This window comes from Microbacterium sp. A8/3-1 (assembly GCF_040267695.1).
Lineage (GTDB): Bacteria > Actinomycetota > Actinomycetes > Actinomycetales > Microbacteriaceae > Microbacterium > Microbacterium luteolum.
On sequence record NZ_CP158357.1, the window covers coordinates 501,573 to 527,739 of the forward strand.

Below are 26,167 nucleotides of genomic sequence, written 5' to 3' on the forward strand. Positions count from 1 at the left end.
CTCCTACGTCATGAGCGCAGACGTCCCCACCGCCGATCTCGACGACACGGTCGGGATCGGTTCCGGGACGACGGTGCGACCTCAGCACCTGATCGTGACCGTCTTCGGCCGCTACGTGCGCGCGCACGGCGGGGTGATCCAGATCGCCGATCTCATCGAGATGATGGCGGCGCTCGGAGTGGACGCCTCCGCCGTGCGCTCCGCTGTGTCGCGTCTCAAGCAACGGGGGGTGCTGGTCAGCATCCGCTCCGGCGGTGGAGCCGCCTACCGGGTCGCCGAATCGCTCGAGGCGGTGTTCGCGGCCGGCGACCACCGGATCTTCGAGGAGCGCCGCGCGCAGCCGTCGGACCCGTGGCTGCTCGCATCGTTCAGCGTGCCGGAGCGGGAGCGCCCCCTCCGCCATCAACTGCGCAAGCTCCTGCAGCGGCTCGGCTTCGGGCAGGTCAGCGGTGGCCTGTGGATCGCTCCCGGGGCGATCGCGGACGAGACCCGCATCGCGCTGGCACGCGCCGGCCTCCATGGCTACGTCGAGCTCTTCATCGGCTCGCGCGTCTCGGAGGAAGACCTCACGCAGGCGGTGCGGCGGTGGTGGGATCTGCCCGCCCTGGAGCCGATGTACGGCGGCTTCCTCCAGGCGTTCCGTCCTGCGCTGACGGGAGAGAGAGCGGATCGCGATGCTTTCGCGGCGCACGTCGGCGCGATCACCCAGTGGCGCCGGCTCGCCTATCTCGACCCAGGGATTCCCCTGGCGCTGCTTCCCGAGCGCTGGATCGGACTCGAAGCGGAGCAGCTGTTCGGCGCTCTGCATCGGAGGCTGGAGCCGGCTGCCGAGCGCTTCGTAGCTTCCGTCATGAACTGATCCCGGCCCTCGCCGACCCTGGATGCGGCCGCCGCTCCGGGGTTCTCGGCGTGCGCGCAGATGTTCCCATATTGCACTTGCGTGACGATAGTCACGTATGTGACACTTCTTGGGTCGGGATCAGGATGTGCTCGACACGCGACGATGCCGCGCCCTCAGACACGAGCGAAGGAGCTCTTCCATGACCGAGAACGAACTGCGCTGGGACAAGGTTCCGCAGGTGACCCGCAGCGGCCAGGAGGACACCCAGACGATGTCATCGGGTGGATGCATCCGCGTCTCCGGCGTCGGTCCGCAGCACACCGAAGCCACGAAGATCTGGTTCGGTCAGGTCTCCAACGAGCCCGGATACCGCTCGCTCCCTCACCACCACGGAGAGGCCGAGACGGGCGGCTTCGTGCTCCGCGGAACGGCCCGCATCTACTTCGGCACGGACTACCAGGAGTACCTGGACATGACCGCGGGGGACTGGGTGTTCGTGCCGCCGTTCATGCCGCATGTCGAGGCGAACATGTCGACGACCGAGGAGCTGGTCTGGCTGACGACCCGCACGCCGGACAACATCGTGGTGAACCTCGACGAAGTCGACGACTCCGTTCTCGAGGGCTTCCGGCGCGCATGAGCTCCTCCGCCGCCTTCCACCGCGCGATCGCGCTGACCGAGTGCGCACCCCAGCACGCCGATCGGGCGTTCACCGCGCAGGCGCAGCCGGTGCCTTGGCCGAAGGCCTACGGCGGCGACTCCGTGGCGCAGGGTGCCCTCGCGGCCATCCGCACGGTCGACGGCGATCGGATGCTGCACTCCGTGCACAGCACGTTCCTCCGCGGCGTCGACACCTCGGAGCCGGTGACGTACGAGGTCGAGACGCTTCGCGACGGCCGGAGCTTCTCCACCCGGCACGTCCGTGCTCACCAACACGGCACGCTGGTCTATCTCGCGACGGCATCCTTCCACGTGCCGGAGCCCTTCCCGGAGCACGGCCCGGTGATGCCGGAGGTCGCCGACCCGGAGAACCTGCGGAGCGCGGCCGACGCGCTGGCAGACCTCGAAGGACCCGACGTCGAGTACTGGTCGCACGGACGCAGCTTCGACATGAGACACGTGCCCGGTCCGGTCTACGTGCACATCGAAGGCGAGCGCATCGCCCATCAGGCCGTCTGGGTCCGTGCGTTCGAGCGTCTGGAAGACGACCCTGTCATCCATCAGGTCGCGATCGCCTACGTCTGCGACTACACGATCCTCGAGCCCGTCCTGCGGGTCCTCGGACTGCCGTGGCGCTCCGATGGACTGGTGACCGCGAGCCTCGACCACGCGATGTGGTTCCACGCGCCTGCCCGAGCGGACGATTGGCTTCTCTACGCGCAGGAGAGCGCGGGGATCTCCGACGGCCGCGGCCTCGGGATCGGCCGGTTCTTCGATCGCGGAGGCCGCCTCATCGCCACGGTGGCCCAGGAGGGCATGATCCGTCCCGGCCGACCGCACTGAAACTCTCGAACACTCGAACCACCATCCGAAGGGACCGGCAATGAAGCTCTCCCCCTCTGCCCACATCGACACGTTCACGCGCGACTCGCTGCCACCGTCCGATCTGTGGCCGACCCTCGAGTTCACTCTGTCCGGCGTGCAGTACCCCGAGCGGCTGAACGCCGCTGTCGAGCTCGTCGACCGCGCCGTCGAGCGCTTCGGTCCCGATCGCGACGCCATCATCGTCGGTGACGGCGACCGGTGGAGCTACGGCGAGCTGCAGCGCCGCGCGAACCAGTTCGCGCAGGTGCTGACCGAGGACCACGGCGTCGTGCCGGGCAATCGCGTCGCGCTGCGACTGCACAACGGGCCGTGGGCGGTCGCGTGCTGGCTGGGCGCGCTCAAGGCCGGAGCCGTCGTCGTCACCACGATGATCGCCTGGAAGTCGAACGAGGTGCGGAACATCTTCGGCCGGGTGAGCCCGCGCGTCGCGGTGGTGGACGGCCGCTGCCTCGACGACGTCGCCGATGCGCTCGACGAGCTGGTGCCGGCCGGCGGTCTGATCGTGGCAGGGGGAGCGGTCGACGCACTGGCTGCCGCCTGCGACACCAAGGACGGCGTGTTCACGGCGGTCGACACGGCGGCCGACGATGTCGCGCTCCTCGGTGCCACCAGCGGCACGACGGGCGCACCGAAGATCACGATGCACTTCCACCGCGACATCCTCGCCAATGCCGACACGTTCGCCGAGCACGTTCTGCGCCTCACGGAGCACGACGTGAGCGCCACGACGGCACCGCTGGCCTTCACCTTCGGGCTCGGCGGCGCCGTCGTCTTCCCGCTTCGCAGCGGGGGAGCGGCCGTCATCCTCGAACGGGCGACGCCGATCGAGCTCGCGAAGCTGATCGAGCCGCTCGGCATCACGGTGCTGTACACCGCGCCGACCGGATATCGAGCGGTGCTCAACGAGGGGCTGGCCGACCAGTTGCGCAGGCTGCGCGTCGGCGTCTCCGCCGGGGAGCACCTGTCGCGCGAGACCTTCGAGGCGGTGGAGGCTGCGAGCGGGGTGCGTCTGGTGGACGGGATCGGCTCCACCGAGATGCTGCACGTGTTCATCTCGGCTGCGGGCGACGACATCCGCCCCGGCGCCACGGGGCGCGCGGTCCCCGGCTACCGCGCCGCCGTCCTCGACGAGGAGGGACAGCCGCTCGGTCCCGGTGTGGCCGGCCGCCTCGCGGTGATCGGACCGACCGGATGCCGGTACCTGCAGGACGAGCGGCAGACCAACTACGTCCAGAACGGCTGGAACATCACCGGCGACACCTTCGTGATGGACGAGGAGGGCTACTTCACCTTCCATGCGCGGAACGACTCGATGATCATCACCGCCGGCTACAACGTCGGTGCACCCGAGGTCGAGGAGGCCGTCGCGGCGCACCCCGACGTGCTCGAGTGCGCGGTCGTCGGACGACCGGACCCCGAACGGGGGAGCGTCGTCAACGCCTTCGTCGTCCCTCGTGCCGGCGTCGACCCGAGCGATGATCTCACCACGGCGATCCTCGGTGTGGTCAAGGAGCGGCTGGCGATCTACAAATGCCCGCGCCGCATCGACTACGTCGACGAGCTGCCGCGGAATCCCAGCGGGAAGATCCAGCACTTCATCCTTCGCGAGCGCGCAGCGGCCGAAGCCGCTGCCGCCGCCCTGATCAGCCAAGGAGCCTGACATGCGTGTCGCCGTCATCGGAGGAGGGCCAGGAGGCCTCTACTTCTCCGCACTCATGAAGCAGCTGAACCCCGATCATGACATCACCGTCTGGGAGCGCAACGCTCCGGATGACACGTTCGGCTTCGGCGTCGTGTTCAGCGACGAGACCCTCGGCGGCATCGAGAACGCCGATCCCGTGATCGCGCAGCGGATGGGCGAGCAGTTCGCGCGATGGACCGACATCGACATCCTTTTCGGAGGTCGCACCCACACCATCGGCGGCCAGGGCTTCGCCGCGATGGGCCGCAAGGAGCTGCTGCAGCTCCTGCAGCAGCGGTGCCTCGAACTCGGCGTCGACATCCGGTTCCGCACGGAAGCTCCGGATGCGGAGGAGTTGATGCGCACCCACGACCTCGTGCTGGCAGCCGACGGCGTGAACTCGCGGGTGCGAGGGCAGTTCGCCCGCGAGCTCGGTCCGGATCTGGATCGGCGGGTGTCGAAGTACATGTGGCTGGGCACCGATCGTGTGTTCGAGGCCTTCACCTTCGCCGTGCTGCGGACCCCGCACGGCGTCATGCAGCTCCATGGGTACCCGTACTCCGATCAGGGCAGCACGTTCCTGATCGAGATGCACGAGGACGTCTGGCGCGCGGCGGGCTTCGACGCGACCGAGGGTGGGATCTTCCCCCCTGGCGTCAGCGACATGTACTCGGTCGAGAAGATCCGGGAGTTCTTCGCCGACGTGCTGGACGAGCACGAGGTTCTCACCAACAACTCGAAGTGGCTGAACTTCACCACCGTCCGCAACGAGCACTGGCATCACGAGAACCTCGTGATCCTCGGGGATGCTGCGCATACCGCGCACTTCTCGATCGGTTCCGGCACGAAGCTGGCGATGGAGGATGCTCTGGCGCTGGCCGCCTGCCTCCACGAGCACACCTCGTTGAGCGACTCGCTCGCCGCATACGAGACGGAGCGGCGGCCCGTCGTCGCATCGACCCAGCGCGCCGCGCAGGCATCGCTGGAGTGGTTCGAGCAGATCGGCCAGTACGCGGATCAGGATCCGCTGCAGTTCTCGTTCAACCTGCTCACCCGCAGCCGCCGTATCACGCTCGAGAACCTCGCCGTGCGCGATCCGGCGTTCGCCGCGGACATCGTGCAGGGCGCGGCACTTCCTGCCAGGGAGCCGGATGAGCCGGCGATGTTCCGTCCCCATCGGATCGGACGCCTGGAGCTGAAGAACCGCATCGTCGTGTCGCCGATGGACATGTACTCGTCCGTCGACGGGGTGCCGGGGGACTTCCACCTCGTGCATCTCGGCTCGAAGGCCATGGGTGGCGCGGGCCTGGTGATGACGGAGATGGTCTGCGTCTCGGCCGAGGGCCGGATCACTCCCGGCTGCGCCGGGCTCTACACCGACGAGCAGACGGACGCGTGGCGGCGGATCGTCTCCTACGCGCACGAGCAGTCCACGGCGAAGGTCGGCGTGCAGATCGGGCACTCCGGCCGCAAGGGATCCACCAAGCGGATGTGGGAGGGCATGGACAGGCCGCTCGATGCGGACAACTGGGAGGTCGTCGCACCGTCGGCTCTCGCCTACGGACCGGCCAACCAGGTACCTCGGCAGATCGACCGCGCCACGATGGACCGGGTGCGCGACGAGTTCGTCGCCGCGACCCGGCGTGCGGCGGAAGCGGGTTTCGACCTCGCGGAGCTGCACGCCGCGCACGGCTACCTCATCTCGTCGTTCCTCTCGCCCGTCTCGAACCAGCGCCCGGACGAGTACGGTGGCAGCCTCGAGAACAGGCTCCGCTATCCGCTCGAGGTGTTCGATGCCATGCGCGCCGCGTGGCCGGCGGAGCGCCCGCTCACCGTGCGTCTGTCGGCGGTCGATTGGATCGAGGGCGGCAACACGATCGACGAGGCCGTGGAGATCGCCCGAGCATTCATCGAGCACGGAGCCGATGGCATCGATGTCTCCTCCGGCCAGATCTCGAAGGACGAGCGGCCGCAGTTCGGCCGCAGCTACCAGACGCCCTTCGCGGACGCGATCAGGAACCGGGTCGCCGCGGCGGCCGGGGTCGCGGTGATCGCGGTGGGCGCGGTCTCGAGCTATGACGATGTGAACTCGATCCTGCTCGCCGGACGCGCCGACATGGTGGCGCTGGGCCGTACGCACCTGTGGGATCCCCAATGGACGCTCCACGCTGCGGCCGACCAGGGCTACCGCGGTGCGGGAGCAGACTGGGTCGATCCGTTCCGCGCGGGATCGCGCAAGCCGCCGAGCGCCCGCACCGATGCGGTGCGACCACGGCTCTCGCTGGTGCGGGACGCGCAGGGCGGGGTTGAGGCGACCGCACACCGGCGCTGGACGCCGGCGCGGACCGAGACCCTCGCGCGCTGAGGCGCGACACGACACGACGACGGACCCAGGAGAGAACCGACATGACCAGACAGATCATCAACCCGCCCGCGCTGATCAAGCCGAGCGGCTTCGCCCATGGCGTGCGCGCCGGAGAGTTCGTCTACCTCGGCGGCCAGACGGCCATGGATGCCACCGGCGCGATCGTGCCCGGCGGGATCGTCGAGCAGTTCGCGCAGGCGTTCTCGAACGTCCTGACCACGCTGGATGCCGCCGGCGGGCGTCCCAGCGACCTCGTCGATGTCACGATCTACCTCACCGATGTCGAGGACTACCAGCGCAACGGCCGTGAGATCGGACGGGTCTGGCGCCAGCTGGCCGGCACCGAGTATCCGGCCATGGCCGGCATCGGCGTGACCAGGCTCTGGCAGGCGGAGGCGCTGATCGAGATCCAGGGGGTCGCGCACATCGGCGACGAGGCGAACGGATGAGGCTTGCCACCGTGCGCCACGGCGACGGCACCCGCGCCGCCGTCGGCGATGACGCGGGCTGGGTCCTGCTCGAGGAGACGGACGCTCAGCGCCTGTTCTCTGCGCCGGACTGGCGAGAGCGCGCCGAAGAGGCGCTGCGGGATCCCGCCAGATCAACCGTCGACGAGGGTGCCTTCGCCACCCCGGTGCCGCGTCCGGCGAAGATCTTCTGCTGCGGACTCAACTACCGCGACCACATCGCCGAGACCGGGCGCCCTGTCCCGGAGTTCCCGACGCTCTTCGCCAAGTTCGCCGACACTCTCACCGGCCCGTTCGACGAGATCATCGTGCACGACACCGACCGCGTCGACTGGGAGGCCGAGCTCGCGGTCGTCATCGGGGCCGAGGTGCACCGCGCCGACCGGGAACAGGCCAGTGCGGCGATCCTCGGCTACGCGGTCGCGAACGACGTGTCGATGCGCGACTGGCAGCAGCGCACGCTGCAGTGGCTGCAGGGCAAGGCGTTCGACGCGACGAATCCGCTGGGTCCGTGGCTGGTGACGGCCGACGAGATCGAGCCGAAGGACGGCCTGCGCATCACCTGCGCGGTCAACGGCGTGATCATGCAGGACGGCGACACCGCGGAGCTCGTCTTCGATGCGGCGGATCTGGTCGCCTACGTCTCTCAGATCACCGTCCTGCGTCCCGGCGACATCGTGCTCACCGGCACGCCCGGCGGCGTCGCCCTCGGCATGGATGATCCGCGCTGGCTTCGTGACGGCGACGTCGTGACGACCGCGGTCGACGGCATCGGCGAGCTCCGCAACACCATCCGCTTCGAATAGTCGGGGGCTGAGCACCGAGGTGCCCGGACCACGCCGTCGCCGCGTCCGTGGCCACCGGTAGTCTGGATCCATGGCAGCTTCGCGTCCTCCTTCCCGTGGCGGCGCCAAGGCGGGGAAGATCCCGCAGGTGTCGTGGCGCGAGCCGCATCCGGCACCGCTGATCCTCGTCTCCGGTCCGGAGGAGATCTGCGCCGAGCGCGCGATCGCGGGCGTGCGCGACTACCTGCGCGCGGAGGATCCGTCGCTCGAGGTCAGCGACGTGCGCGCCGACGACTACGAACCCGGCACCCTGCTTTCGCTCACCTCGCCGTCCCTGTTCGGTGAGCCGCGGCTCGTTCGCGTCTCGGGCGTCGAGAAGTGCACCGACGCGTTCATCCAGGAAGCGGTGTCGTACCTCGACCACCCTCAAGAGGGCGCGACGGTCGTGTTGCGGCACACGGGGGCGAGCGTCCGCGGCAAGAAGCTCCTCGACGCGCTCCGCTCCGGCACCGGGGGCGGTATCGAGATCGCGGTCCCGGCGATCAAGCGCGACAGCGACAGGGTCGACTTCGCCGCGGGCGAGTTCCGCTCGGCGAAGAAGCGCATCGCGCCGCCCGCACTGCGAGCGCTCGTCTCGGCCTTCGCCGACGATCTCACCGAACTCGCCGCGGCGTGCCAGCAGCTGATCGGCGACGTCGAGGGCGACATCACGGAAGACACCGTCACCCGGTACTACGGCGGCCGGGTCGAGGTCTCGGCCTTCGTCGTCGCAGACACGGCGATCGCCGGTCGTTACGGCGAGGCGCTGATCGCGCTGCGTCATGCACTGTCCTCCGGTGCCGACCCCGTGCCGATGGTGGCCGCATTCGCCATGAAGCTCCGCGGCATGGCGCGGGTGGCGGGCAATCGAGAACCCAGCAGGCAGCTGGCTCAGCGCCTCGGCATGAAGGACTGGCAGGTCGATCGCGCACGGCGCGACCTGGCCGGCTGGAACGAACGCTCGCTCGGCATGGCGATCCAGGCGACCGCGCGCGCCGACGCCGAGGTCAAGGGCGCCGCGCGCGATCCGATCTTCGCCCTCGAGCGCATGGTGACCGTCATCGCCACCCGTGAGCCCTTCGGGGCATAGGGCGGGCACGAAAAAGCCCGCCTCGGTGAGGCGGGCTGATTCAGAAGCTGATGCTCAGTGAGCAGAAGCGTTCGCTCAGAGAGCGGAGACCTGCTTGGCGAGAGCCGACTTGCGGTTCGCGGCCTGGTTCTTGTGCAGAACGCCCTTGCTGACGGCCTTGTCGAGCTTGACGGCGGCCTTCTTGAGGGTGGCCTCGGCAGCGGTCTTGTCGCCGGCGGCGACGGCGGTCTTGGTCGAGCGGATGAGCGTCTTGAGCTCGCTCTTCACGGCCTTGTTGCGCTCGTTCGCCTTGATGTTGGTCTTGTTGCGCTTGATCTGCGACTTGATGTTTGCCACGTGTGGAACCTTCTGTACAGGAGTGATGGGAAATGCTGGCAGCAGAAGAGGGCTGCTGCACAGCGGTCGTATGGGAAGAACCCACACGCAAGCCAAGAGTCGAGTCTATCAGCAGAGGACTCGATCACGCGAAACGGCTGCAAGAAGCGGTACTGAGTCGCGGAAACGCTGGTACCGGGTGCAGAATCAACCTTATCCGGACACCGATGTCGAGGAGCCACATGACCGCCGTCCCCACCCGCTCGTCTCTGCCCGCGGGATTCCGCTGGTCCGCTGCGACATCCGCCTTCCAGATCGAGGGGGCCCGTGGCGCCGAGGGCAGCGGTCGATCGATCTGGGACGACTACCTCGAGGCTCCCGGCGCGATCAAGGACGGCTCCACGGCCGATCCCGCGTGCGACAGCTATCGGCATCCGGAGGCGGACGTGTCTCTCGCGGCCGGTCTCGGCCTCGATCGCTACCGCTTCTCGATCCCGTGGGCGCGGGTGCAGCCCGATGGCAGGGGAGCGGCGAACACCGCGGCCCTCGACCACTACTCGCGCTTCGTGGATCTCCTGCTGGAAGCCGGCGTCGCTCCCTTTCCGACCCTGTATCACTGGGAGATGCCATCCGCCGTCGATGCCGACGGCGGATGGCTCCGTCGGGACACGGTCGAGCGCTTCGCCGATTACGCCGCGATCGTGGTCGACCGACTGGGCGATCGCGTCGCGCAGTGGTACACCCTGAACGAGCCGGCGATGACCACGCTGCAGGGCTATGCGGTCGGTGCGCTCGCCCCCGGGAAGCAGCTGCTGTTCGACGCACTGCCGACCGTTCATCACCAGCTCCTTGCGCACGCCCGCGCCGCCGAGGCCATCCGATCCCGCGGCTCCGCCCAGGTCGGCCTGGTGAACAACCACACCTGGGTGCTTCCTCTGAACGACACGGCAGAGGACCGTCGTGCAGCAGCTCTCTACGATATGATCCACAATCGGGTGTTCAGCGAGCCGCTCCTGGCCGGCGGGTATCCCGACCTTGCTGCCTGGGGGCTTCCTGCCATGCCGGTGCAGGACGGCGATCTCGAAGCGATCCGGGCGTCGATCGACTTCTACGGCATCAACTTCTACAACCCGACCACCGTCACCGCCGCAGATGCGTCGAGCCCCATCCCGTTCGACATCGTGCCGACACCGGGCGTCGCCGTCACCGGATTCGGACCCGAATGGCCGATCATGCCGGAGGCTCTGCGCGATCTCCTGATCGACCTGCACGCGCGGCATCCGCACCTCCCTCCCGTCATCATCGGCGAGAACGGCGCCTCGTTCCCCGAGCCCGATCGCGCCGCACGCGTCGAGGATGCGGACCGGATCGGCTACCTCGCAGGTCACATCGCCGCGGTGGGGGAGGCGATCGCGGCCGGCGTTCCCGTCGAGGAGTTCACGGTGTGGTCTCTCCTCGACAACTGGGAGTGGGCCGACGGCTACACGCAGCGCTTCGGCCTCGTCCACGTCGATTTCGAGACGGGGGAGCGCACCCCGAAGGCATCGTACGACTGGTATCGCGACCTCATCGCGAGCGCACGTTCCGCAGCAGCACGCCAGGAGGAGACACGATGAGTGGTGCGACCAGGGCTGGCGCGCGATGGATGTCGCTGTTCACGCTCGCGTGGCTCGCCATCTGGACCGTGCAGCTGACGCCCGTACAGCTTCTCCTGCCCCTCCAGCTCGATACCCCCGAGGATGACTGGATCCGCGGGGTGGTCTCCTCCGGGCTCGTGCTCGGGATCGGCGGGCTCGCCGGCATCGTGGCGGGTCCCCTGGCAGGAGCGCTCTCCGATCGCGCCGCCGCCGGACGACACCGCCGGCGGCCCTGGGCGCTCGGGGGAGTCTGGCTCACCGCGGTGTGCCTCGTGCTCACCAGCTTCGCGAGCGGTCCCTGGGCGGTCGGCGCCGGATGGGTGGGCGTCTCGATCGGCGTCGCCGTCTCGTCCGCGGCCTTCACCGCGCTGATCGCGGACCAGCTGCCGACCACGCAGCGCGGAGCCGCTGCCGCCGCGGTCGGCTCGAGTCAGGCCGTCGGCATCGTGCTGGGCGTGGGCCTGGTCGTGCTCCTCGGCCTCGACATCGTCGCCGGATACCTGCTGCTGGCCGGCATCATCGCGGCGATCGGCACGGCATCCGCTCTGCTGCTGCCCGACCCTCCGGGGACGGCGGAGATGCGTCCGAAGGGCGCAGGGCGCAAGACACTCGCGTCGCTCCGTGATCGCGACTTCGCCTGGATGCTGTCCGGCCGGCTGGTGACCAACATCGGCAACGCGCTCGGCACGGCGCTCTTCCTGTTCTTCCTGCTGCACGGACTCGGGCAGCCGAGTGCGGCCGCGCAGGACAACCTGCTGCTGCTCATCCTCGTCTACACGGTGTTCGTGGTGATCGCGTCGGTGCGCACCGGTATCGTCTCCGACCGCACCGGCAACCGTCGTACGCTCACGGTCGCTGCGACCGTCGTCCAGGCGGCATCAGGCGTCGCGATCGCGCTCGTGCCCACCTTCGAGATGACGATGGTCGCGGCCGCGCTGATGGGGCTCGGGTACGGCGCGTTCTCGACGGTGGGGCTCGCGTTCGCCGCCGACCTGCTCCCCGACGAACAGGACCACGCACGAGATCTCGGCATCGTCAACGTCACTGCGGCGCTGGGCCAGCTGATCGGTCCGGTGCTGGGCGCCGGACTCGTCGCGCTCGTCGGCGGATTCTGGCTCGTGTTCGCGGCTGCCGCTGTGCTGTCGCTCGTCGGCGGTGTCCTCACCGCGTTCGCACGGCAGCCTGCGCGGTCATGATGCGTCGGCCTGGGCGATCGTCGCGATAGCCAGCTCCAGCACGGCGTTGAACACGCGCGGCCGCATCGCCGTCACGAGATGCGTCGTCCGCGGCACGACGATGAGCTCGGCCTGCGGGGCGAGGCGCTGGAACAGGCGCTCGTTCGCCCGCAGCTGGTCGTACTGGCCGTTCACGAACCACAGTGGGATCCTGATCCGCTCGACGGCGGTCGCGACGTCGAGGGTGGAGAGGCTGCGCAGCGCGGCATCCTGCGTGTCCAGGGCGTAGCCGCCGGCGGCGAAGTCGGCGCGGTTCTCGGCGGGGATGGTTGCGGCCAGCATGCGGCGGGTGATCCACATCCCGCGATCCGGGAGCGAATCGACGGCGCGGAAGAGTAGACGGTAGGCGGAGAGCCCGGCGCCGCGGGGGAGCGACGTGCAGGCGGCTGCGACCAGGCCGGCGACCGGAGGCGTCTGCGCCCCTCCCGCGTAGGTGAGGGACAACAGCCCGCCCATCGAATGACCGACGAGCAGCACCGGTCCCTTCTCCGCCGCTGCGCGCACCGCGGCGTCGATCGTGTGCAGCGCCTCGTGGAGGGTGAAGTCCTCCTGCATGCGGGAGCCGTGACCGGGGAGGTCGACGGCGGTGGACGAATACCCGTGCTCGTCGAGATAGGCGAGCTGCGAGCGCCACATGGTCGCAGAGGTGCGGATGCCGTGCACGAAGACGATCTGGACGTTCACGCGTTCAGCATAAGGAAAGCGGGGCCGGTGGATGAACCACCGACCCCGCTCCGGGGCACTCCGACGAGCTCAGTGTCCCCGGGGAATTACTTCTCCCAGCCGAGGTTCTCGACGGGAGTGACTCCGAAGAGGTCCAGTCCGACGTACGGCTCCGGCGTGAGGTTCGCCAGGCCCTTCTGGGCCACGTAGACCGACGGACCGTTGTAGAGCGGGATGACGCCCCAGGTCTTCTCGATCAGCTTCGGCTCGAGCTTCATGGCAGCCTCGGTCCAGCTCTTGGCGTCCTTCTGCGACTCGACCTCGTCAGCGATCTCCTTGTCCATCTCGGCGTTGCCGGTGGCGGACAGGTTCAGACCGCTGTCGGAGCAGTAGATCTGGCACATCCACGCCGGTCCGAACGGGTCGGAGTCGGTGAAGCGGAGACCGAAGATGTCCCAGTTCTTCGACGTGAAGTCGTCGGAGAAGTCAGCCGACGCGCGGACCTCGATCTGCACATCGATGCCGATCTCCTTCTGCTGAGCCTGCAGCGACTTCGCGAGCGCCTCCTGCACGGGGCTGTTGCTGAAGATCGGGTAGACGACCGTGAACTTGACGCCGTCCTTCTCGCGGATGCCGTCATCGCCCTCGACCCAGCCTGCATCGTCGAGGAGCTTCTTGGCGCCGTCGACGTCGTACTTCAGACCGGCTTCGCCGAACGCGTCGGACCACCCGTCCTGGAAGGAGTACATGTTCAGCGAGCCGGCCGCCTCTTCCTCGTAGCCGAGGCCGTTCCAGGCGATCTGCTTCTGCTGGTCGATGTTGATTCCCATGAAGAACGCCTTGCGTACCTCGAGGTCTGCGAACTGCGGCTTGTCGCCGTCGACCATGAGGACCGTCTTGGCGGTCTGCTGAGCGCGACGGACGACAGCGCCGTCGACGTCTTCGACCTGGGCCAGGCGCTCCTGGCTGCCGGCCTCGACCTGGTCGATCTCGCCGTTCTTGAAGGCGTTGATCGCGGCGTCGTCTTCCAGCGCCGTGAACGTCACCTTGTCGAGCAGCGGCGCGTTGCCCCACCACTCGGGGTTCGGCTTGAACGAGACGAAGCCCGCGTTCGCGTCGAACTCGTCGACGGTGTACGGACCCGCACCCCACTCGGCGTTGAGGTTGCCGATGTAGGCGTTGTTGAAGGTCTCGACATCAGCGTGCTTCGGGTTGAGGACACCACCCGTGAGGAACGCCATGGACGGCCATGCGTAGATGCCGTCGAAGGTGACGACCGCGGTCTTCACGGAGTCGCCCTCCTCGACCGACGTGATCTGCTTGTAGCCGTCGGTCGCGTTCGGGTTGTAGCCCTCCTCGGTCGAGCGGTTCGCCTTCCACGTCGCGTCGATGGCGGTCCAGTCCATGTCGGTGCCGTCGTTGAAGTGGGCCTCGTCCGTGAACGTGAAGGTCAGCGTCGTGTTGCCGCCGTCCTCGCCGATCTCGTAGGCGTCGAGGTACGCGTCGTTCTTCGTGACCTCACCCTCCGGGCTGACGAGGAGGAGCTGCGGCATGTAGTAGTACCACAGGCGCGCCGTGTCGGCGCTGGCGTCGCTGTTGAAGGCGTTGAGCTGCTCCGGGACCTCGTTGATCTCGAAGTTGACCTCGCCGCCCTCCTTCAGGTTCTCGCGGGGCTGCGGGTTGTAGTCCGCTGCCTTGGTCTCGACGGTCTCGCCGCCGCCGTTGTCCCCGCCGCCGGTGTTCCCGGAGCCGCTCGCGCAACCCGCGAGGGCGAGTGCGAGGGCGCCGCTGATCGCGATGGCCCCCAACAACTTCTTGTTCTTCATGGTGCTCCTTCCGCCTTTCGGCGATTCATAAAGGGAAGAATAGTTCGCCTTGTTCCGAACCACAGCGGGCGACAGTGAATACCGCCTAACCGTTATCGGACGGTGACCACAGCATCGTTCCGCGGATTTTCGTGGTCGTGTCTCAGGCCGTCACGGCGCGGGTGCTCATGGTCTCGGCATCGAAAACCACGCGCTGGCGCGTGCGTTCGATGTCGGGATCGGGAACGGGGATGGCCGAGAGCAGCGCCTTCGTGTACGGATGCTGCGGGTTCTCGAAGACGTCGTCGACGTCGCCGTGCTCCACGAAGTCACCGAGATACATGACCGCCACGCGGTCCGCGATGTGCCGCACGACGGACAGGTCGTGCGCGACGAACAGGTACGACAGACCCAGCTTCGCCTTCAGCTCGTCGAGGAGGTTGATCACGCCCGCCTGGATCGAGACGTCGAGTGCCGACACCGGCTCATCCAGGACGACGATCTTCGGGTTGGTCGACAGGGCACGGGCGATGCCGATGCGCTGTCGCTGTCCTCCGGAGAACGCCTGCGGGAAGCGGTCGCTGTGCGCGGGATTCAAGCCGACAAGGTCCATCAGCTCGTCGACCCGACGGTGCGCCTCCTCCTTGGGGGTCCCGATCGCGAAGAGCGGCTCCGAGATGATGTCGGCGACCGTCATGCGCGGGTCGAGTGCTCCCATCGGGTCCTGGAAGACGATCTGGATGTCGCGGCGCAGCTGACGCTCTACCTTGTGGCTGTGGATGTCGTTCACGCTCGTGCCGGCGATGACGATGTCGCCGTCGGTCTGCTTGACCATGTCCATGATCTGCAGGAGCGTCGTCGTCTTGCCGCTCCCGGACTCGCCGACGATCGCCATCGTCTCGCCCTCGCGCACATCGAAGCTCACGCCCTTGATCGCGTGCACCTCGCCGACCTTGCGCTTCAGGAACGCGCCCTTGAGAAGAGGGAACGTCTTGGTGAGGTTCTTGACCTCGAGCGTGATGGGCCGCTCCTCGCGGGGAAGCTTCGCCAGCGGGCTCTCCGGTACCTCGCGGACGGGGTACACGGGGATGCCGCCGAGGAGGCCGCCGTCCTCGATCTCGTGGGCGCGGATACAGGCGGCGCGGTGCAGGTCGCCGGAACCGGTCGCGACCGGCAGGAGTTCCGGCTCCCTCGTGCGGCACGCGTCCATCACGATGGGGCAGCGGTCGGCGAAGGGGCACGCATCGGGCAGGTTGATGAGCAGCGGCGGGTTGCCCTTGATCGGCGTGAGAGGTTCCTTCTCCGCCTTGTCGACGCGCGGGATCGCGCCGAGCAGACCGATCGAGTACGGCATCCGGGTCTTGTGGAACAGCTCGTGCACGGGAGCCTGCTCGACGGGCTTCCCGGCGTACATCACCATGACGTCGTCCGCCGTGCGGGCGACGACACCCATGTCATGGGTGATCATGATGACCGCGGCGCCGGTCTCCTGCTGGGCCTTCTCGATGAGGTCGAGGATCTGTGCCTGGATCGTCACGTCGAGGGCGGTCGTTGGCTCGTCGCAGATAATGAGCTTCGGATCGTTCGCCATCGCGATGGCGATCACGACGCGCTGGCGCATGCCGCCGGAGAACTCGTGCGGGAACGACTTCATCCGTCGCTCCGGCTCGGTGATGCCGACGAGCTTCAGCAGTTCGACCGAGCGGTTCCAGGCATCCTTCTTCGACAGGCTCCGGTGCACGGTCAGCGCCTCGATGAGCTGATCGCCGATGGTGAACACCGGCGTGAGGGATGTCAGCGGATCCTGGAAGACCATCGACATGCCGTTGCCGCGGATCACGGAGAGCTGCTTGTCGGTCATGCCGAGAAGCTCCTTGCCCTCGTACATGATCGACCCAGTCACCTTGGCGTTCTCGTCGAGGAGCCCCATGATCGCGAGGGACGTGACCGACTTGCCGGACCCGGACTCGCCGACGATGCCGAGGGTCCTGCCGGCCTCGAGATCGAAGGACACACCGCGCACCGCATCGACGCGGCCCGCCTCTGACGCGAAGCTGACCGCGAGATCGCGGACGGAGAGTACGTTGCTCATGCTCGGCCTCCAGCCGCAGACGTGGGATCGAGGGCATCGCGCAGGCCGTCGGCGACGAGCGCCATCGACACGGTGAGAAGGGTGAGCGCGGCGGCGGGGAAGTAGAACAGCCAGGGCGAGGTGATCAGCGAGCTCGAGCCGGCGCCGATCAGCGCGCCGAGGGAGACGTCGGGGATCTTGACGCCGAACCCGAGGAACGACAGGCCGGTCTCGGCCACGACCGCGTTGACGACGCCCAGGGTGAAGTTGATCACGAGGAGCGAGCCGATGTTCGGGAGCAGGTGGCGCAGCACGATGCGGAAGCCGCGAACGCCCATGTAGCGGGCGGCGCTCACGTACTCGCGCTCGCGCAGAGACAGAGCGAGCGTCCAGATCACGCGAGCGGGGAAGTACCAGCCGATCACGAAGATCATGATGAGCGCGATGACGCGCCAGTCGCCGCCGGACTTGTTCGAGATCATCGCCAGGATGAGGAACGAGGGGATCACCATCATGAAGTGGATGACGAGCAGGGTGATGCGCTCGGTCCACCCGCCGAAGTAGGCGGCCGCGGTTCCGACGAGAGCCGAGACGATCGTCACGCCGACGGACACGCTCACCGCGATCATCAGCGAGCGCTGCAGACCGACCGCCACCTGGGCGAAGAGATCGTTGCCGGCGTTGTTCGTGCCGAACCAGTGCTCTGCCGTGGGCCCGGTGCTGAGTGCGAGGAAGTCGAGTTCGACGTGGTCGTAGCGCGCGATGAGCGGTCCGATGATGGCGAAGAGGACGAGCAGGGCGAAGATGATGAGGCCGGCGACCGCACCCTTGTTGCGGGCGTAACGCCGGGAGTACAGGGTCCACTTGGACAGTCGCCGGGTCGCGACCCGCGTCGTCTCGGGGCCGGGAGCTGCCGTCGAGGCTTCGACGGTGGGATCGATCATTTCCGAGGTCATGTCAGCTCACTCTCACTCGAGGATCGAGCACCACCACGGCGACATCGGCGAGGATGGCGCCGATCGCGGTGAGCACGGCACCGAAGGCCGCGACCGCGACCGTGCCGTGGATGTCGTTCTTGGTGATGGTCTCGATGAAGTACTTGCCCATGCCGTTCCAGGCGAAGATCGTCTCGGTGAGGACCGCCCCGGTGAAGATGGCGGGGATCGTGAAGGCGACCTGCGTGGCGACGGGGATCAGCGAGGTGCGCAGGGCGTGCTTGCGGATCGCCTGCTGCTTCGTCAGCCCCTTGGCTCGTGCCGTGCGCACGTAGTCGGCGCCGATGTTGTCGAGGAGGAGCGACCGCTGCAGGAAGTGGATGCCGGCGTAGCCGATCACCACGAGAGCTATCGTCGGCAAGGTCAGATGTTGGAGGACGTCTATGAGGACGGGGAAGAAGCCTTCGACACCTCGGCTCGCGTTGCCCGTCACGTAGAAGATGCGGACGCCGGTGGCGTCGTTCAGACCGATCGCGAGGAGCACGATCGCGAATGCCGCGACGACGATCGGGATGTTCATCGTGATGATGCTGGTCGCCTGACCGATCCGGTCGGCGAGCTTGTACTGACGCGAGGCGGTGTAGACGCCCAGCGCGATTCCGAGCACGGTCGTGAGGATCGTCGCACCCAGGACGAGCTCGGCGCTGACCCACATCCGGTACGCGACCTGCTCGTTGACCGAGCCTCCCGTGGGGCTGACGCCCCAGTCCCAGCGGAGAAGGATGCCGGTGAGCCAGGTCCACCACCGTTCGATGAGCGGAACGGTGTCGCTGAGGTTGCGCGGAGCGAGCGTGTTGACGATCTGCTCTTCGGTCAGCGGCGGACGTCGACCCACGTAATTGCTGCGCGGGTCGAGGAACCCCCACGCCAGGAAGTACGTGATGTTCGTCGCGACCACGATCATGAGCAGCCAGCCGAGTGCACGGCGCACGAGATACTTGATCAAGGTGATGATTCTTTCTCTTCTACAGAGATGCGCGGGATCGCCGACGCAACGCTGAGCCGGGTAGACATTCAATCACCATCCACCTCTTTGCGCGACGCGACGCCCTGCACGAGGTCTGTGACGGAGTCCTATCGCTCTCGGGATCCGGTGTCACGGATTGCTCCCGGGCAACCTCGGCAGAATATCAGCACCTGGGGCGAATCGAGCATTAGCCTGCCCTGACCGTAGAATCGACGGGACATGTCACCACGCGCCCTCACTCCTCTTCAGCCTGCCGCGACGCCGCCCGCGCAGATCCGCAATTTCTGCATCATCGCCCACATCGATCACGGCAAGTCGACTCTCGCCGACCGCATGCTCCAGATCACCGGAGTGGTCTCCGACCGTGACATGCGCGCGCAGTATCTGGACCGCATGGACATCGAGCGCGAGCGCGGCATCACGATCAAGAGCCAGGCGGTGCGGATGCCGTGGGAGATCGAGGGCGAGACCTTCGCGCTCAACATGATCGACACACCTGGCCACGTCGACTTCACGTACGAGGTGTCCCGATCGCTCGCGGCATGCGAGGGCGCCATCCTCCTCGTCGACGCGGCGCAGGGCATCGAGGCCCAGACGCTCGCGAACCTCTACCTGGCTCTCGAGAACGACCTGCACATCATCCCGGTGCTCAACAAGATCGACCTGCCGGCCGCCGACCCCGAGAAGTACGCGAAAGAGCTCGCTTCACTCATCGGTGGCAAGCCCGAGGATGTGCTGCGCGTCTCCGGCAAGACCGGCGTCGGTGTCGAGGAGCTGCTCGACCGGCTGGTGAAGGAGATCCCGCCGCCCACCGGTGACGCGGATGCCCCTGCCCGCGCGATGATTTTCGACTCGGTCTACGACTCCTATCGCGGCGTCGTCACCTACGTGCGCATGATCGACGGCAGCTTCGCGCCGCGCGAGCGCCTCCAGATGATGTCGACCGGCGCGAACCACGAGGCGCTGGAGGTCGGCGTCTCGAGCCCGGAACCGACACCGACCAAGGGTCTGGGCGTCGGCGAGGTCGGGTACCTCATCACCGGTGTGAAGGACGTGCGTCTGTCGAAGGTCGGCGACACCGTCACCACGGCGCGCCGGCCGTCGGACAAGCCGCTTCCCGGCTACACCGATCCGAAGCCCATGGTCTTCTCGGGTGTCTACCCGATCGACGGCAGCGACTACGCCGAGCTCCGCGAGGCGCTCGACAAGCTCAAGCTCTCCGACGCCTCGCTCGCGTACGAGCCCGAGACCTCGGTCGCGCTCGGCTTCGGCTTCCGCTGCGGATTCCTCGGTCTTCTCCACCTCGAGATCATCACGGAGCGCCTCGAACGCGAGTTCGGTCTCGACCTCATCACCACCGCGCCCAGCGTGATCTACGAGGTGCTCACCTCCGACACCGGCGAGACGGTCACGGTCACCAACCCGAGCGAGTACCCGGACGGACGCATCGGATCCGTCTCCGAGCCGATGGTGAAGGCGGCGATCCTGCTGCCGAAGGACTACGTCGGCACGGTCATGGAACTATGCCAGGGGCGCCGCGGAACGCTGCTCGGCATGGAGTACTTCTCCGAGGAACGCGTCGAGCTCCGCTACAACATGCCGCTCGGCGAGATCGTCTTCGACTTCTTCGATCAGCTCAAGTCGAAGACGCAGGGCTACGCCTCCCTCGACTACGAGCCCTCCGGACAGCAGGAGGCCGACCTCGTGAAGGTCGACATCCTGCTCCAGGGTGAGAAGGTCGACGCCTTCAGCTCGATCGTGCACCGCGAGAAGGCGTACGCGTACGGCACGCTCATGACGGAGCGGCTGCGCAAACTCATCCCTCGTCAGAACTTTGAGGTGCCGATCCAGGCTGCCATCGGCGCCAGGATCATCGCGCGTGAGACCATCCGTGCACTCCGCAAGGACGTGCTCGCCAAGTGCTACGGCGGTGACATCAGCCGCAAGCGCAAGCTCCTCGAGAAGCAGAAGGAGGGCAAGAAGCGCATGAAGATGGTCGGTCGCGTCGAGGTCCCCCAGGAGGCGTTCATCGCCGCACTCTCGGGTGACGTCGACGGCAAGGACAAGAAGTAGGGATGCCGCTCCCGGCATACGAGCGCGGCCTCACACGTCGGCCGCTCGACACTGTGCCGAGCGGGATGCGCGGCGTGGAGCACTCCACGGTCGTACCGCCGGAGTCCGTCGAAGCCGTGTCCGCGCTGGTCCGGTCCTGGGAGTTCAAGCGGCGTGCGGGGTTCGAGGTTCCGGTCGGGGAACCCGTTCCCGGCGCGGAGGGGGTGCTCGCGAAGCGCCTCCTCGGCATCCGCTTCGTCGAGCCGATCAGGGTGGTGTGGGCCGATGCGAGCGGGTTCGGCTACGAGACGAGGCCGGGGCATCCGATCTACGGCGAGGAGTCCTTCCTGATCGACGAGCACGGCGTGTTCACCGCGCGGTCCGTCTCCCGTCCGGCATCTCTCTTCTGGATGTTGATGGCGCCGGCGTTGCGGCTCCTGCAGCGCCGCACGCACGCGAAGTACGTCCGCATCGTGCAGGCGGAAGCCGAAGCAGCGCTTCGGGCCCTTCGACAGGCTCAGGGACCCACGTCCGGCTGAGGTTGTCCTCGGCGCTTCTCGTCCTGGATCGCTGAGCTTGTCGAAGCGTCGCCGTCTCGTGGGTTCGCGTCCTGGGTCGCTGAGCTTGTAGAAGCGTCGCTGCCTCGCGACCGGGACAGCGCAGGAAGGTCGTGACCTCTCAGCTCGATCAGAGCGATCTTCTTCGCCCGGCTCCAGCCCTGGATCTGCTTCTCGCGGCGGGATGCCGCGTCGACGGTGTCGAACTGCTCGGCATAAGCCAGGACGACCGGACGGCGTCTGCGCGTGAAGTTCGCAGCGTACTGATCGTCATGGTTGTGCTGCCAGACGCGCGACTCGAGTTCGCCGTTCGTGCTTCCCGTGTAGAAGGTGCCGTCATTGCATTTCAGAATGTATGTCCAGGGCATTACTCATCGTGCCGCGCGGCCGGGTGCCCGGACGGCGCTGTGGATAACGTGTGGCCCTTCGACAGGCTCAGGGACCCAGGGGTGCGGGCCCTTCGACAGGCTCAGGGAGCCGGGGGAGCGCCTCACGGGGACAGGGATGTGACCGTATGCGGCGCGTGGGGGGTGATCACTCAGGGAACCCGAAGTAGGCTGGAACTCATGCGGCGCGGGACTTTCCGAGACGACACGGTGGACTATGCGGCCGTGGGTGCGACCCACGCGCCCGATCTGATGCAGTATCCGCCGGAGCGCAGCATCCCGGCAGAGGATTCGTGGCGGATCGGCAGTGGTGCCGAACGCTTCCAGACCGCCGGCGAAGCCCTCCTCTCCTGGACGGCGCAGCGCGCCGCGGGTCTCTCCGTCGACGACCTCCGGCCTGCACCGGGACCGGCGTACGCCGGCGTGAGCTTCGACGCCGAGGGCAATCCGATCGCTCCCAGCAAGCACGACGTCGAGCCTCGCTACGACGCCGAGGGCACGCCGTTCGTCGGCGCGGGCATGACCCTCCACCTGAAGGGGCGCATCGGTGGAATGCGCGCCGATTCCGAACTCCGCGTGATCTCGGTCACCGAAGAGACCCGGCGCATCGGGTTCGTGCTCGGCACCGTCGGCGGATCCGTCGTCAGCGGCGAGGAGTCGTTCGACGTGGAATGGCGCGAGGACAACGATGAGGTGTGGTTCACCGTGCGTGCTTTCGACGCACCGAACTCCCTGCTCTACCGCACCGTCCCCGCCCTGGTGAAGCGGCGTCGGCGCGAGCTGTTCGCCCGGTACCTCCGCGCGATCTCCCCGCTCTACGCGACGCCCGTCTGATGCCGAGACACCACTGATGGCGGGACCGCTCCCGCTCGGAGATCCCGCGCCCTCCGACGGCAGGCTGCCCGACGATCTTCCGATCGACCTCGGTGTGCCGTTCTCGGCCTACCTGCACGTCCCGTTCTGCCGTGTGCGCTGCGGATACTGCGACTTCAACACGTACACGTCGAGCGAGCTGCGGGGCGCCAAGCAGGAGGACTACGCCTCCACGCTGATCGGAGAGATCGACCTCGCCGCACGGGTGCTGGGCGAGGCCGGTGCCCTGCGACCGATGGACACGGTGTTCTTCGGCGGCGGCACGCCGACGCTGCTCCCGGCGGGTGATCTGGCGCGGATGCTGGACGCCGCGGCATCCGCCTTCGGTCTGGTCGAGGGTGCCGAGGTCACGGTCGAGGCGAACCCCGACACGGTCACCCCGGACGTCGCGCGCACTCTCGCGGCCTCCGGCGTCACCCGCCTCTCGATCGGCATGCAGTCCGCGGTGCCGCACGTGCTCGCCGCGCTCGACCGCACTCATCGTCCGGAGAACGTGCGCACGGCGGTCGCCGCCGCGAAGGACGCGGGCCTCGCGGTCAGCGTCGACCTCATCTACGGCGCGCCCGGCGAGTCGCTCGCCGACTGGGAGGCGTCGATCGATGCCGCGCTCGAACTCGACTCGGACCATATCTCCGCGTACGCCCTCATCATCGAGGACGGCACGAAGCTCGCGAGGCAGATCCGACGGGGAGAGGTTCCGACGCCCGACGACGACCTGCAGGCCGACATGTACGAGCTCGCCGATGCCCGCCTCGCGGCCGCCGGCTTCGACTGGTACGAGGTGAGCAACTGGGCGCGTGCCGCCCACGGCCGGACTGCAGAGCAGAACCGGTCTCGGCACAACCTCGCCTACTGGCGCGGGAGCGACTGGTGGGGCTTCGGGCCCGGTGCGCACAGCCATGTCGCGGGTCTCCGCTGGTGGAACGTGAAGCACCCCGCCGCCTACGCTCAGCGGCTCGCAGCATCCGAATCTCCTGCCGCCGGCACCGAGCGACCCGACGCGGATTCCCGCCTGCTGGAGCGGATCCTGCTGCTCAGTCGCATCCGGGAGGGGATCGCGATCGACGAGGTGAGCCCGGCGAACCGTACGCGGGTCGCCGGGCTCATCGCCGACGGGCTGGTCGATCCGGTCGCGGCCGTGAAGGGCCGCGTCCAGCTGACGCTCCGAGGTCGGCTCATGGCCGACGCGGTGGTGCGCGAGCTGACCGACTGACTCAGGTCGGCAGCAGGTCCAATCCGGTCGTGCGCCGTTGCGGAACCGTCGCGCTGGTCGTGTCGAACACACGGGTCCGGCGCTCCGTGCCGAACACCGGCCACCCGGGGTCGCCGGTCTTCACGAACGCGACCCACGCCGCATGCATCTCCGCCGCGAGCTCACGTGGCGTGTCCGGGCCGGCGAGGCGCTGCGCCTCGGGGTCGTCGAGCCGGTCGAACACGAATCCGAGCTCGAGCGCGTGCGCCGCGCGGAGGTCGCGCACCGGGCTGTTCCAAGCGAACTCGTACACGTACGTCGGCGCGGTCCGCTTCCGAGCGAGACGCGTCAGCGGAGCGCGCAGGAGAACGTCGGTCGCGAGCTGCCCGAAGATCTCGCCGGTCGACGCGTCGGGGAACTCCGCGCGGTACGCCTGCACGGCGGCGCGCGGGATCCGCAGGGCGAGACGGGCCGCGAGGAGCTTGAGTGCGCTGATGCCGTCGAGGGCCGCCGGCGGGAACCACAGCCGGTACTCGTCGGTGTTGCTGCCGATGAGCAGAGGGATGTCGACGTCGGGCAGCACCTCATGCGGGGAACGCGGGAGGCTCTCCGCGTCGATCGCGAACTGGAAGCCGGGTGCTCCGCCCAGCGGGGAGGATCCTGCGGCGTGCTGTCGCCTGGCCTCGAGCAGGCGGTCGGGCGAGATCTCGGCGAAGGCCCCGCGTTCCGGGCGGACACCGAGTCGCTTCGCTAGCTGCACGGAGATGCGGCCGGCCTTGTGCGCCGCCTGCGCCTCGAGCGGTCCGGATTCGATGATCGCGCGCGCGATGAGCGTCCGGGACTGCTCCTTCGCCAGGAGCCCCGCGACGATCGCCCCTCCCGCCGATTCGCCCATCACCGTGATCTGCCCAGGGTCGCCGCCGAACGCCGCGACCTCGCGGTGGACCCAGGCGAGGGCGGCCGCGGCATCCTCCAGACCGAGGTTGCGGGGGGCGCCGTCGAGCACCGAGAAGCCCTCGGACCCCAACCGGTAGTTGATCGACACGAACACGATCCCGGCGCGTGCGAAGGGCATGCCGTCGTACAGCCCGAGCGCCGCCGTGCCGCGTTCGAGCGCGCCGCCGTGGATCCACAGCAGCACCGGCGCGGCGGCGGCATCCTGCGGCGCCCACACGTTCGCGGTGAGGATGTCGTCGCCCTCGATGCGGACGCTGCCGAGGAGTTCCCCGATCGGACCGGGGTACGGCAGCTGCGGTGCGGTGGGACCGAACTCGGTGGCGTCCCGCATCCCGTCCCACGACGTCGCGGGCTGCGGGGCGCGGAATCGGTTCGCACCGAACGGTGCGGCGGCGTAGGGGATGCCGCGGAAGCGGCGGATGCCCGTCTCGAGAGTTCCGCGGACGGTGCCGCCGGAGAGGGTCGCGGTCGGCGGCGTCGTCGTCATGAGCGCCATCTTAGGGGTGGCCTTTCGGGGCTTACTCGGCTGCGCGGGGTAGGATTGGCACTCGGAACATCAGAGTGCCAGCGAGCGTCCGAGTACCGGCGGAAGGGGAAGGTGATGGTCTCAGAGCGAGGACTCCAGGTTCTCCGTGCGATCGTGCAGGACTACGTCGAGACCCACGAACCCGTCGGAAGCCGCTCCATCGTCGATCGCTACTCGTTCGGCGTCTCCGCGGCGACCATCCGCAACGACATGGCGCTGCTCGAGGACGAAGAGCTGATCACCGCTCCGCACACCTCCTCGGGGCGGGTGCCCACCGACAAGGGGTACCGCGTCTTCGTCGACCATCTCGCGCAGCTGCGACCGCTCAGCGTCGCCCAGCGCACCGCCATCGAGTCGTTCCTGACGGCCCCCACCGACCTCGACGATCTGATGATCCGCACGGTCCGCGTGCTCACGCAGCTCACCGGCCAGGTCGCGCTCGCGCAGTACCCGTCCTTCGCTCGCGCGCACATCACGCACCTCGAGCTCGTGGCCCTCGCGCCGAATCGCGTGCTGATCGTCCTCGTCACCGACGCGGGCGGCGTCTCGCAGCGGTTGACGCCGTTGCCCGTCGACGTGGACGACGCCGACACCGCCGTCCTCCGCGCGCGGCTCTCGGCCCTGATCACGGGGCAGGCGGTGAGCGATGCGGCCGAGCGGCTGCAGAATCTCGTCGCCGCCGAGGACCAGACGAAGGACGTCGCGCTGCGCACGCTCGCCGCCGTCGTCATCGAGGAGCTGGGGGAGTTCCGCCAGGAGCGACTGGTCATGGCGGGAGCCGCGACGCTCGCACGGCGGGAGCAGGACTTCCGCGGCAGCATCCATCCGATCCTCGAGGCGATCGAGGAGCAGGTCACGCTGCTGCGGCTGATGGGCGAGATGGTGACCGACGAGCAGGGGCTCGGCGCGAGCATCGGCACCGAGAACGAGCCGTTCGGTCTCGGCGAGGCGTCGATCGTCGCCAGCAACTACGCCGCCCCCAGCGGGACGGCGAGGGTCGGCGTGATGGGGCCGACGCGCATGGACTATCCGAGCAATCTCGCGGCGGCGCGGGCGGTCGCCCGCTACCTGTCGCGGATGCTCGACGAGGACGAGGCCGGTCGCTGAGGCGACGGTCACGAGA

23 protein-coding genes are annotated in these 26,167 nt (G+C 68.1%); 15 read left to right on the forward strand and 8 right to left on the reverse strand.

Going from position 1 to position 26,167, the window contains the following annotated elements; all coding sequences use genetic code 11:
• Positions 1–10: 10 nt before the first annotated feature.
• The 8 genes from ABS642_RS02490 to holA all read left to right on the forward strand — a co-directional run bounded on the left by ABS642_RS02490 (position 11) and on the right by holA (position 8,813).
• Positions 11–859 (forward strand): PaaX family transcriptional regulator C-terminal domain-containing protein, encoded by an 849-nt coding sequence (locus ABS642_RS02490; protein ID WP_350352134.1) that lies wholly within the window; start codon positions 11–13, stop codon positions 857–859.
• Between the two features lie 181 nt (positions 860–1,040).
• Positions 1,041–1,481: a cupin domain-containing protein gene (locus ABS642_RS02495; RefSeq protein WP_350352135.1), complete on the forward strand. Its 441-nt coding sequence runs from the start codon at positions 1,041–1,043 to the stop codon at positions 1,479–1,481.
• On the forward strand, positions 1,478–2,344 hold the full coding sequence (locus ABS642_RS02500) for an acyl-CoA thioesterase II (RefSeq protein WP_350352136.1): 867 nt from the start codon (positions 1,478–1,480) through the stop codon (positions 2,342–2,344). The genes ABS642_RS02495 and ABS642_RS02500 overlap by 4 nt, the downstream gene beginning before the upstream one ends.
• A 40-nt stretch (positions 2,345–2,384) precedes the next feature.
• On the forward strand, positions 2,385–4,046 hold the full coding sequence (locus ABS642_RS02505; protein ID WP_350352137.1) for an AMP-binding protein: 1,662 nt from the start codon (positions 2,385–2,387) through the stop codon (positions 4,044–4,046).
• A gap of 1 nt (position 4,047) precedes the next feature.
• The gene (locus tag ABS642_RS02510) at positions 4,048–6,432 is read left to right on the forward strand and encodes a bifunctional salicylyl-CoA 5-hydroxylase/oxidoreductase (RefSeq protein WP_350352138.1); all 2,385 of its coding nucleotides are present in this window, start codon (positions 4,048–4,050) and stop codon (positions 6,430–6,432) included.
• Between the two features lie 41 nt (positions 6,433–6,473).
• Complete coding sequence (locus ABS642_RS02515; protein WP_282216903.1) at positions 6,474–6,881, forward strand: RidA family protein; 408 nt, start codon at positions 6,474–6,476, stop codon at positions 6,879–6,881.
• Positions 6,878–7,705, forward strand: coding sequence for a fumarylacetoacetate hydrolase family protein (locus ABS642_RS02520; RefSeq protein WP_350352139.1), 828 nt, complete (start codon positions 6,878–6,880; stop codon positions 7,703–7,705). Before ABS642_RS02515 ends, ABS642_RS02520 begins: the two co-directional genes overlap by 4 nt.
• A gap of 70 nt (positions 7,706–7,775) precedes the next feature.
• Entirely contained in the window at positions 7,776–8,813 is a 1,038-nt protein-coding gene (gene holA / locus ABS642_RS02525) for a DNA polymerase III subunit delta (RefSeq protein WP_350352140.1), read from the forward strand.
• 75 nt (positions 8,814–8,888) lie between these two features.
• Here the strand turns inward: holA and rpsT are convergent, their stop codons facing one another.
• Positions 8,889–9,149 (reverse strand): 30S ribosomal protein S20, encoded by a 261-nt coding sequence (rpsT, locus tag ABS642_RS02530; protein WP_282216906.1) that lies wholly within the window; start codon positions 9,147–9,149, stop codon positions 8,889–8,891.
• Between the two features lie 221 nt (positions 9,150–9,370).
• On the opposite strand from rpsT, the gene ABS642_RS02535 reads away from it, so the two are divergent.
• Together ABS642_RS02535 and ABS642_RS02540 are read left to right on the forward strand one after the other, a co-directional pair.
• Positions 9,371–10,744, forward strand: coding sequence for a GH1 family beta-glucosidase (locus tag ABS642_RS02535; protein WP_350352141.1), 1,374 nt, complete (start codon positions 9,371–9,373; stop codon positions 10,742–10,744).
• Positions 10,741–11,961, forward strand: a complete 1,221-nt coding sequence (locus tag ABS642_RS02540) for an MFS transporter (protein ID WP_350352142.1) — start codon at positions 10,741–10,743, stop codon at positions 11,959–11,961. Before ABS642_RS02535 ends, ABS642_RS02540 begins: the two co-directional genes overlap by 4 nt.
• Here ABS642_RS02540 and ABS642_RS02545 read toward each other — a convergent pair.
• The 5 genes from ABS642_RS02545 to ABS642_RS02565 all read right to left on the reverse strand — a co-directional run bounded on the left by ABS642_RS02545 (position 11,956) and on the right by ABS642_RS02565 (position 18,480).
• On the reverse strand, positions 11,956–12,684 hold the full coding sequence (locus ABS642_RS02545) for an alpha/beta hydrolase (RefSeq protein ID WP_350352143.1): 729 nt from the start codon (positions 12,682–12,684) through the stop codon (positions 11,956–11,958). The two genes, ABS642_RS02540 and ABS642_RS02545, sit on opposite strands and share 6 nt — an antisense overlap.
• Before the next feature lie 86 nt (positions 12,685–12,770).
• Positions 12,771–14,489, reverse strand: a complete 1,719-nt coding sequence (locus ABS642_RS02550; protein ID WP_282216910.1) for an ABC transporter family substrate-binding protein — start codon at positions 14,487–14,489, stop codon at positions 12,771–12,773.
• A 142-nt stretch (positions 14,490–14,631) separates the two neighbouring features.
• The gene (locus tag ABS642_RS02555; RefSeq protein ID WP_350352144.1) at positions 14,632–16,560 is read right to left on the reverse strand and encodes an ABC transporter ATP-binding protein; all 1,929 of its coding nucleotides are present in this window, start codon (positions 16,558–16,560) and stop codon (positions 14,632–14,634) included.
• Positions 16,557–17,495: an ABC transporter permease gene (locus ABS642_RS02560; RefSeq protein ID WP_282216912.1), complete on the reverse strand. Its 939-nt coding sequence runs from the start codon at positions 17,493–17,495 to the stop codon at positions 16,557–16,559. The genes ABS642_RS02555 and ABS642_RS02560 overlap by 4 nt, the downstream gene beginning before the upstream one ends.
• A gap of 1 nt (position 17,496) precedes the next feature.
• Entirely contained in the window at positions 17,497–18,480 is a 984-nt protein-coding gene (locus ABS642_RS02565) for an ABC transporter permease (RefSeq protein WP_282216913.1), read from the reverse strand.
• A 240-nt stretch (positions 18,481–18,720) separates the two neighbouring features.
• On the opposite strand from ABS642_RS02565, the gene lepA reads away from it, so the two are divergent.
• On the forward strand, positions 18,721–20,574 hold the full coding sequence (gene lepA / locus ABS642_RS02570; protein WP_350352145.1) for a translation elongation factor 4: 1,854 nt from the start codon (positions 18,721–18,723) through the stop codon (positions 20,572–20,574).
• A 2-nt stretch (positions 20,575–20,576) separates the two neighbouring features.
• Positions 20,577–21,092, forward strand: coding sequence for a DUF1990 family protein (locus ABS642_RS02575; RefSeq protein WP_350352146.1), 516 nt, complete (start codon positions 20,577–20,579; stop codon positions 21,090–21,092).
• Here ABS642_RS02575 and ABS642_RS02580 read toward each other — a convergent pair.
• Entirely contained in the window at positions 21,071–21,478 is a 408-nt protein-coding gene (locus ABS642_RS02580) for a GIY-YIG nuclease family protein (RefSeq protein ID WP_350352147.1), read from the reverse strand. The two genes, ABS642_RS02575 and ABS642_RS02580, sit on opposite strands and share 22 nt — an antisense overlap.
• Before the next feature lie 198 nt (positions 21,479–21,676).
• On the opposite strand from ABS642_RS02580, the gene ABS642_RS02585 reads away from it, so the two are divergent.
• Together ABS642_RS02585 and hemW are read left to right on the forward strand one after the other, a co-directional pair.
• Positions 21,677–22,330 carry a DUF1990 family protein gene (locus tag ABS642_RS02585; protein WP_282216917.1) on the forward strand — a complete coding sequence of 218 codons (654 nt, stop codon included), beginning with the start codon at positions 21,677–21,679 and terminating at the stop codon, positions 22,328–22,330.
• 16 nt (positions 22,331–22,346) lie between these two features.
• On the forward strand, positions 22,347–23,582 hold the full coding sequence (hemW, locus tag ABS642_RS02590) for a radical SAM family heme chaperone HemW (protein ID WP_350352148.1): 1,236 nt from the start codon (positions 22,347–22,349) through the stop codon (positions 23,580–23,582).
• A 1-nt stretch (position 23,583) separates the two neighbouring features.
• Here the strand turns inward: hemW and ABS642_RS02595 are convergent, their stop codons facing one another.
• The gene (locus tag ABS642_RS02595) at positions 23,584–25,005 is read right to left on the reverse strand and encodes a carboxylesterase family protein (RefSeq protein ID WP_350352149.1); all 1,422 of its coding nucleotides are present in this window, start codon (positions 25,003–25,005) and stop codon (positions 23,584–23,586) included.
• A gap of 114 nt (positions 25,006–25,119) precedes the next feature.
• On the opposite strand from ABS642_RS02595, the gene hrcA reads away from it, so the two are divergent.
• Positions 25,120–26,151, forward strand: coding sequence for a heat-inducible transcriptional repressor HrcA (gene hrcA / locus ABS642_RS02600; RefSeq protein WP_350352150.1), 1,032 nt, complete (start codon positions 25,120–25,122; stop codon positions 26,149–26,151).
• The last annotated feature ends 16 nt before the right edge of the window (positions 26,152–26,167 follow it).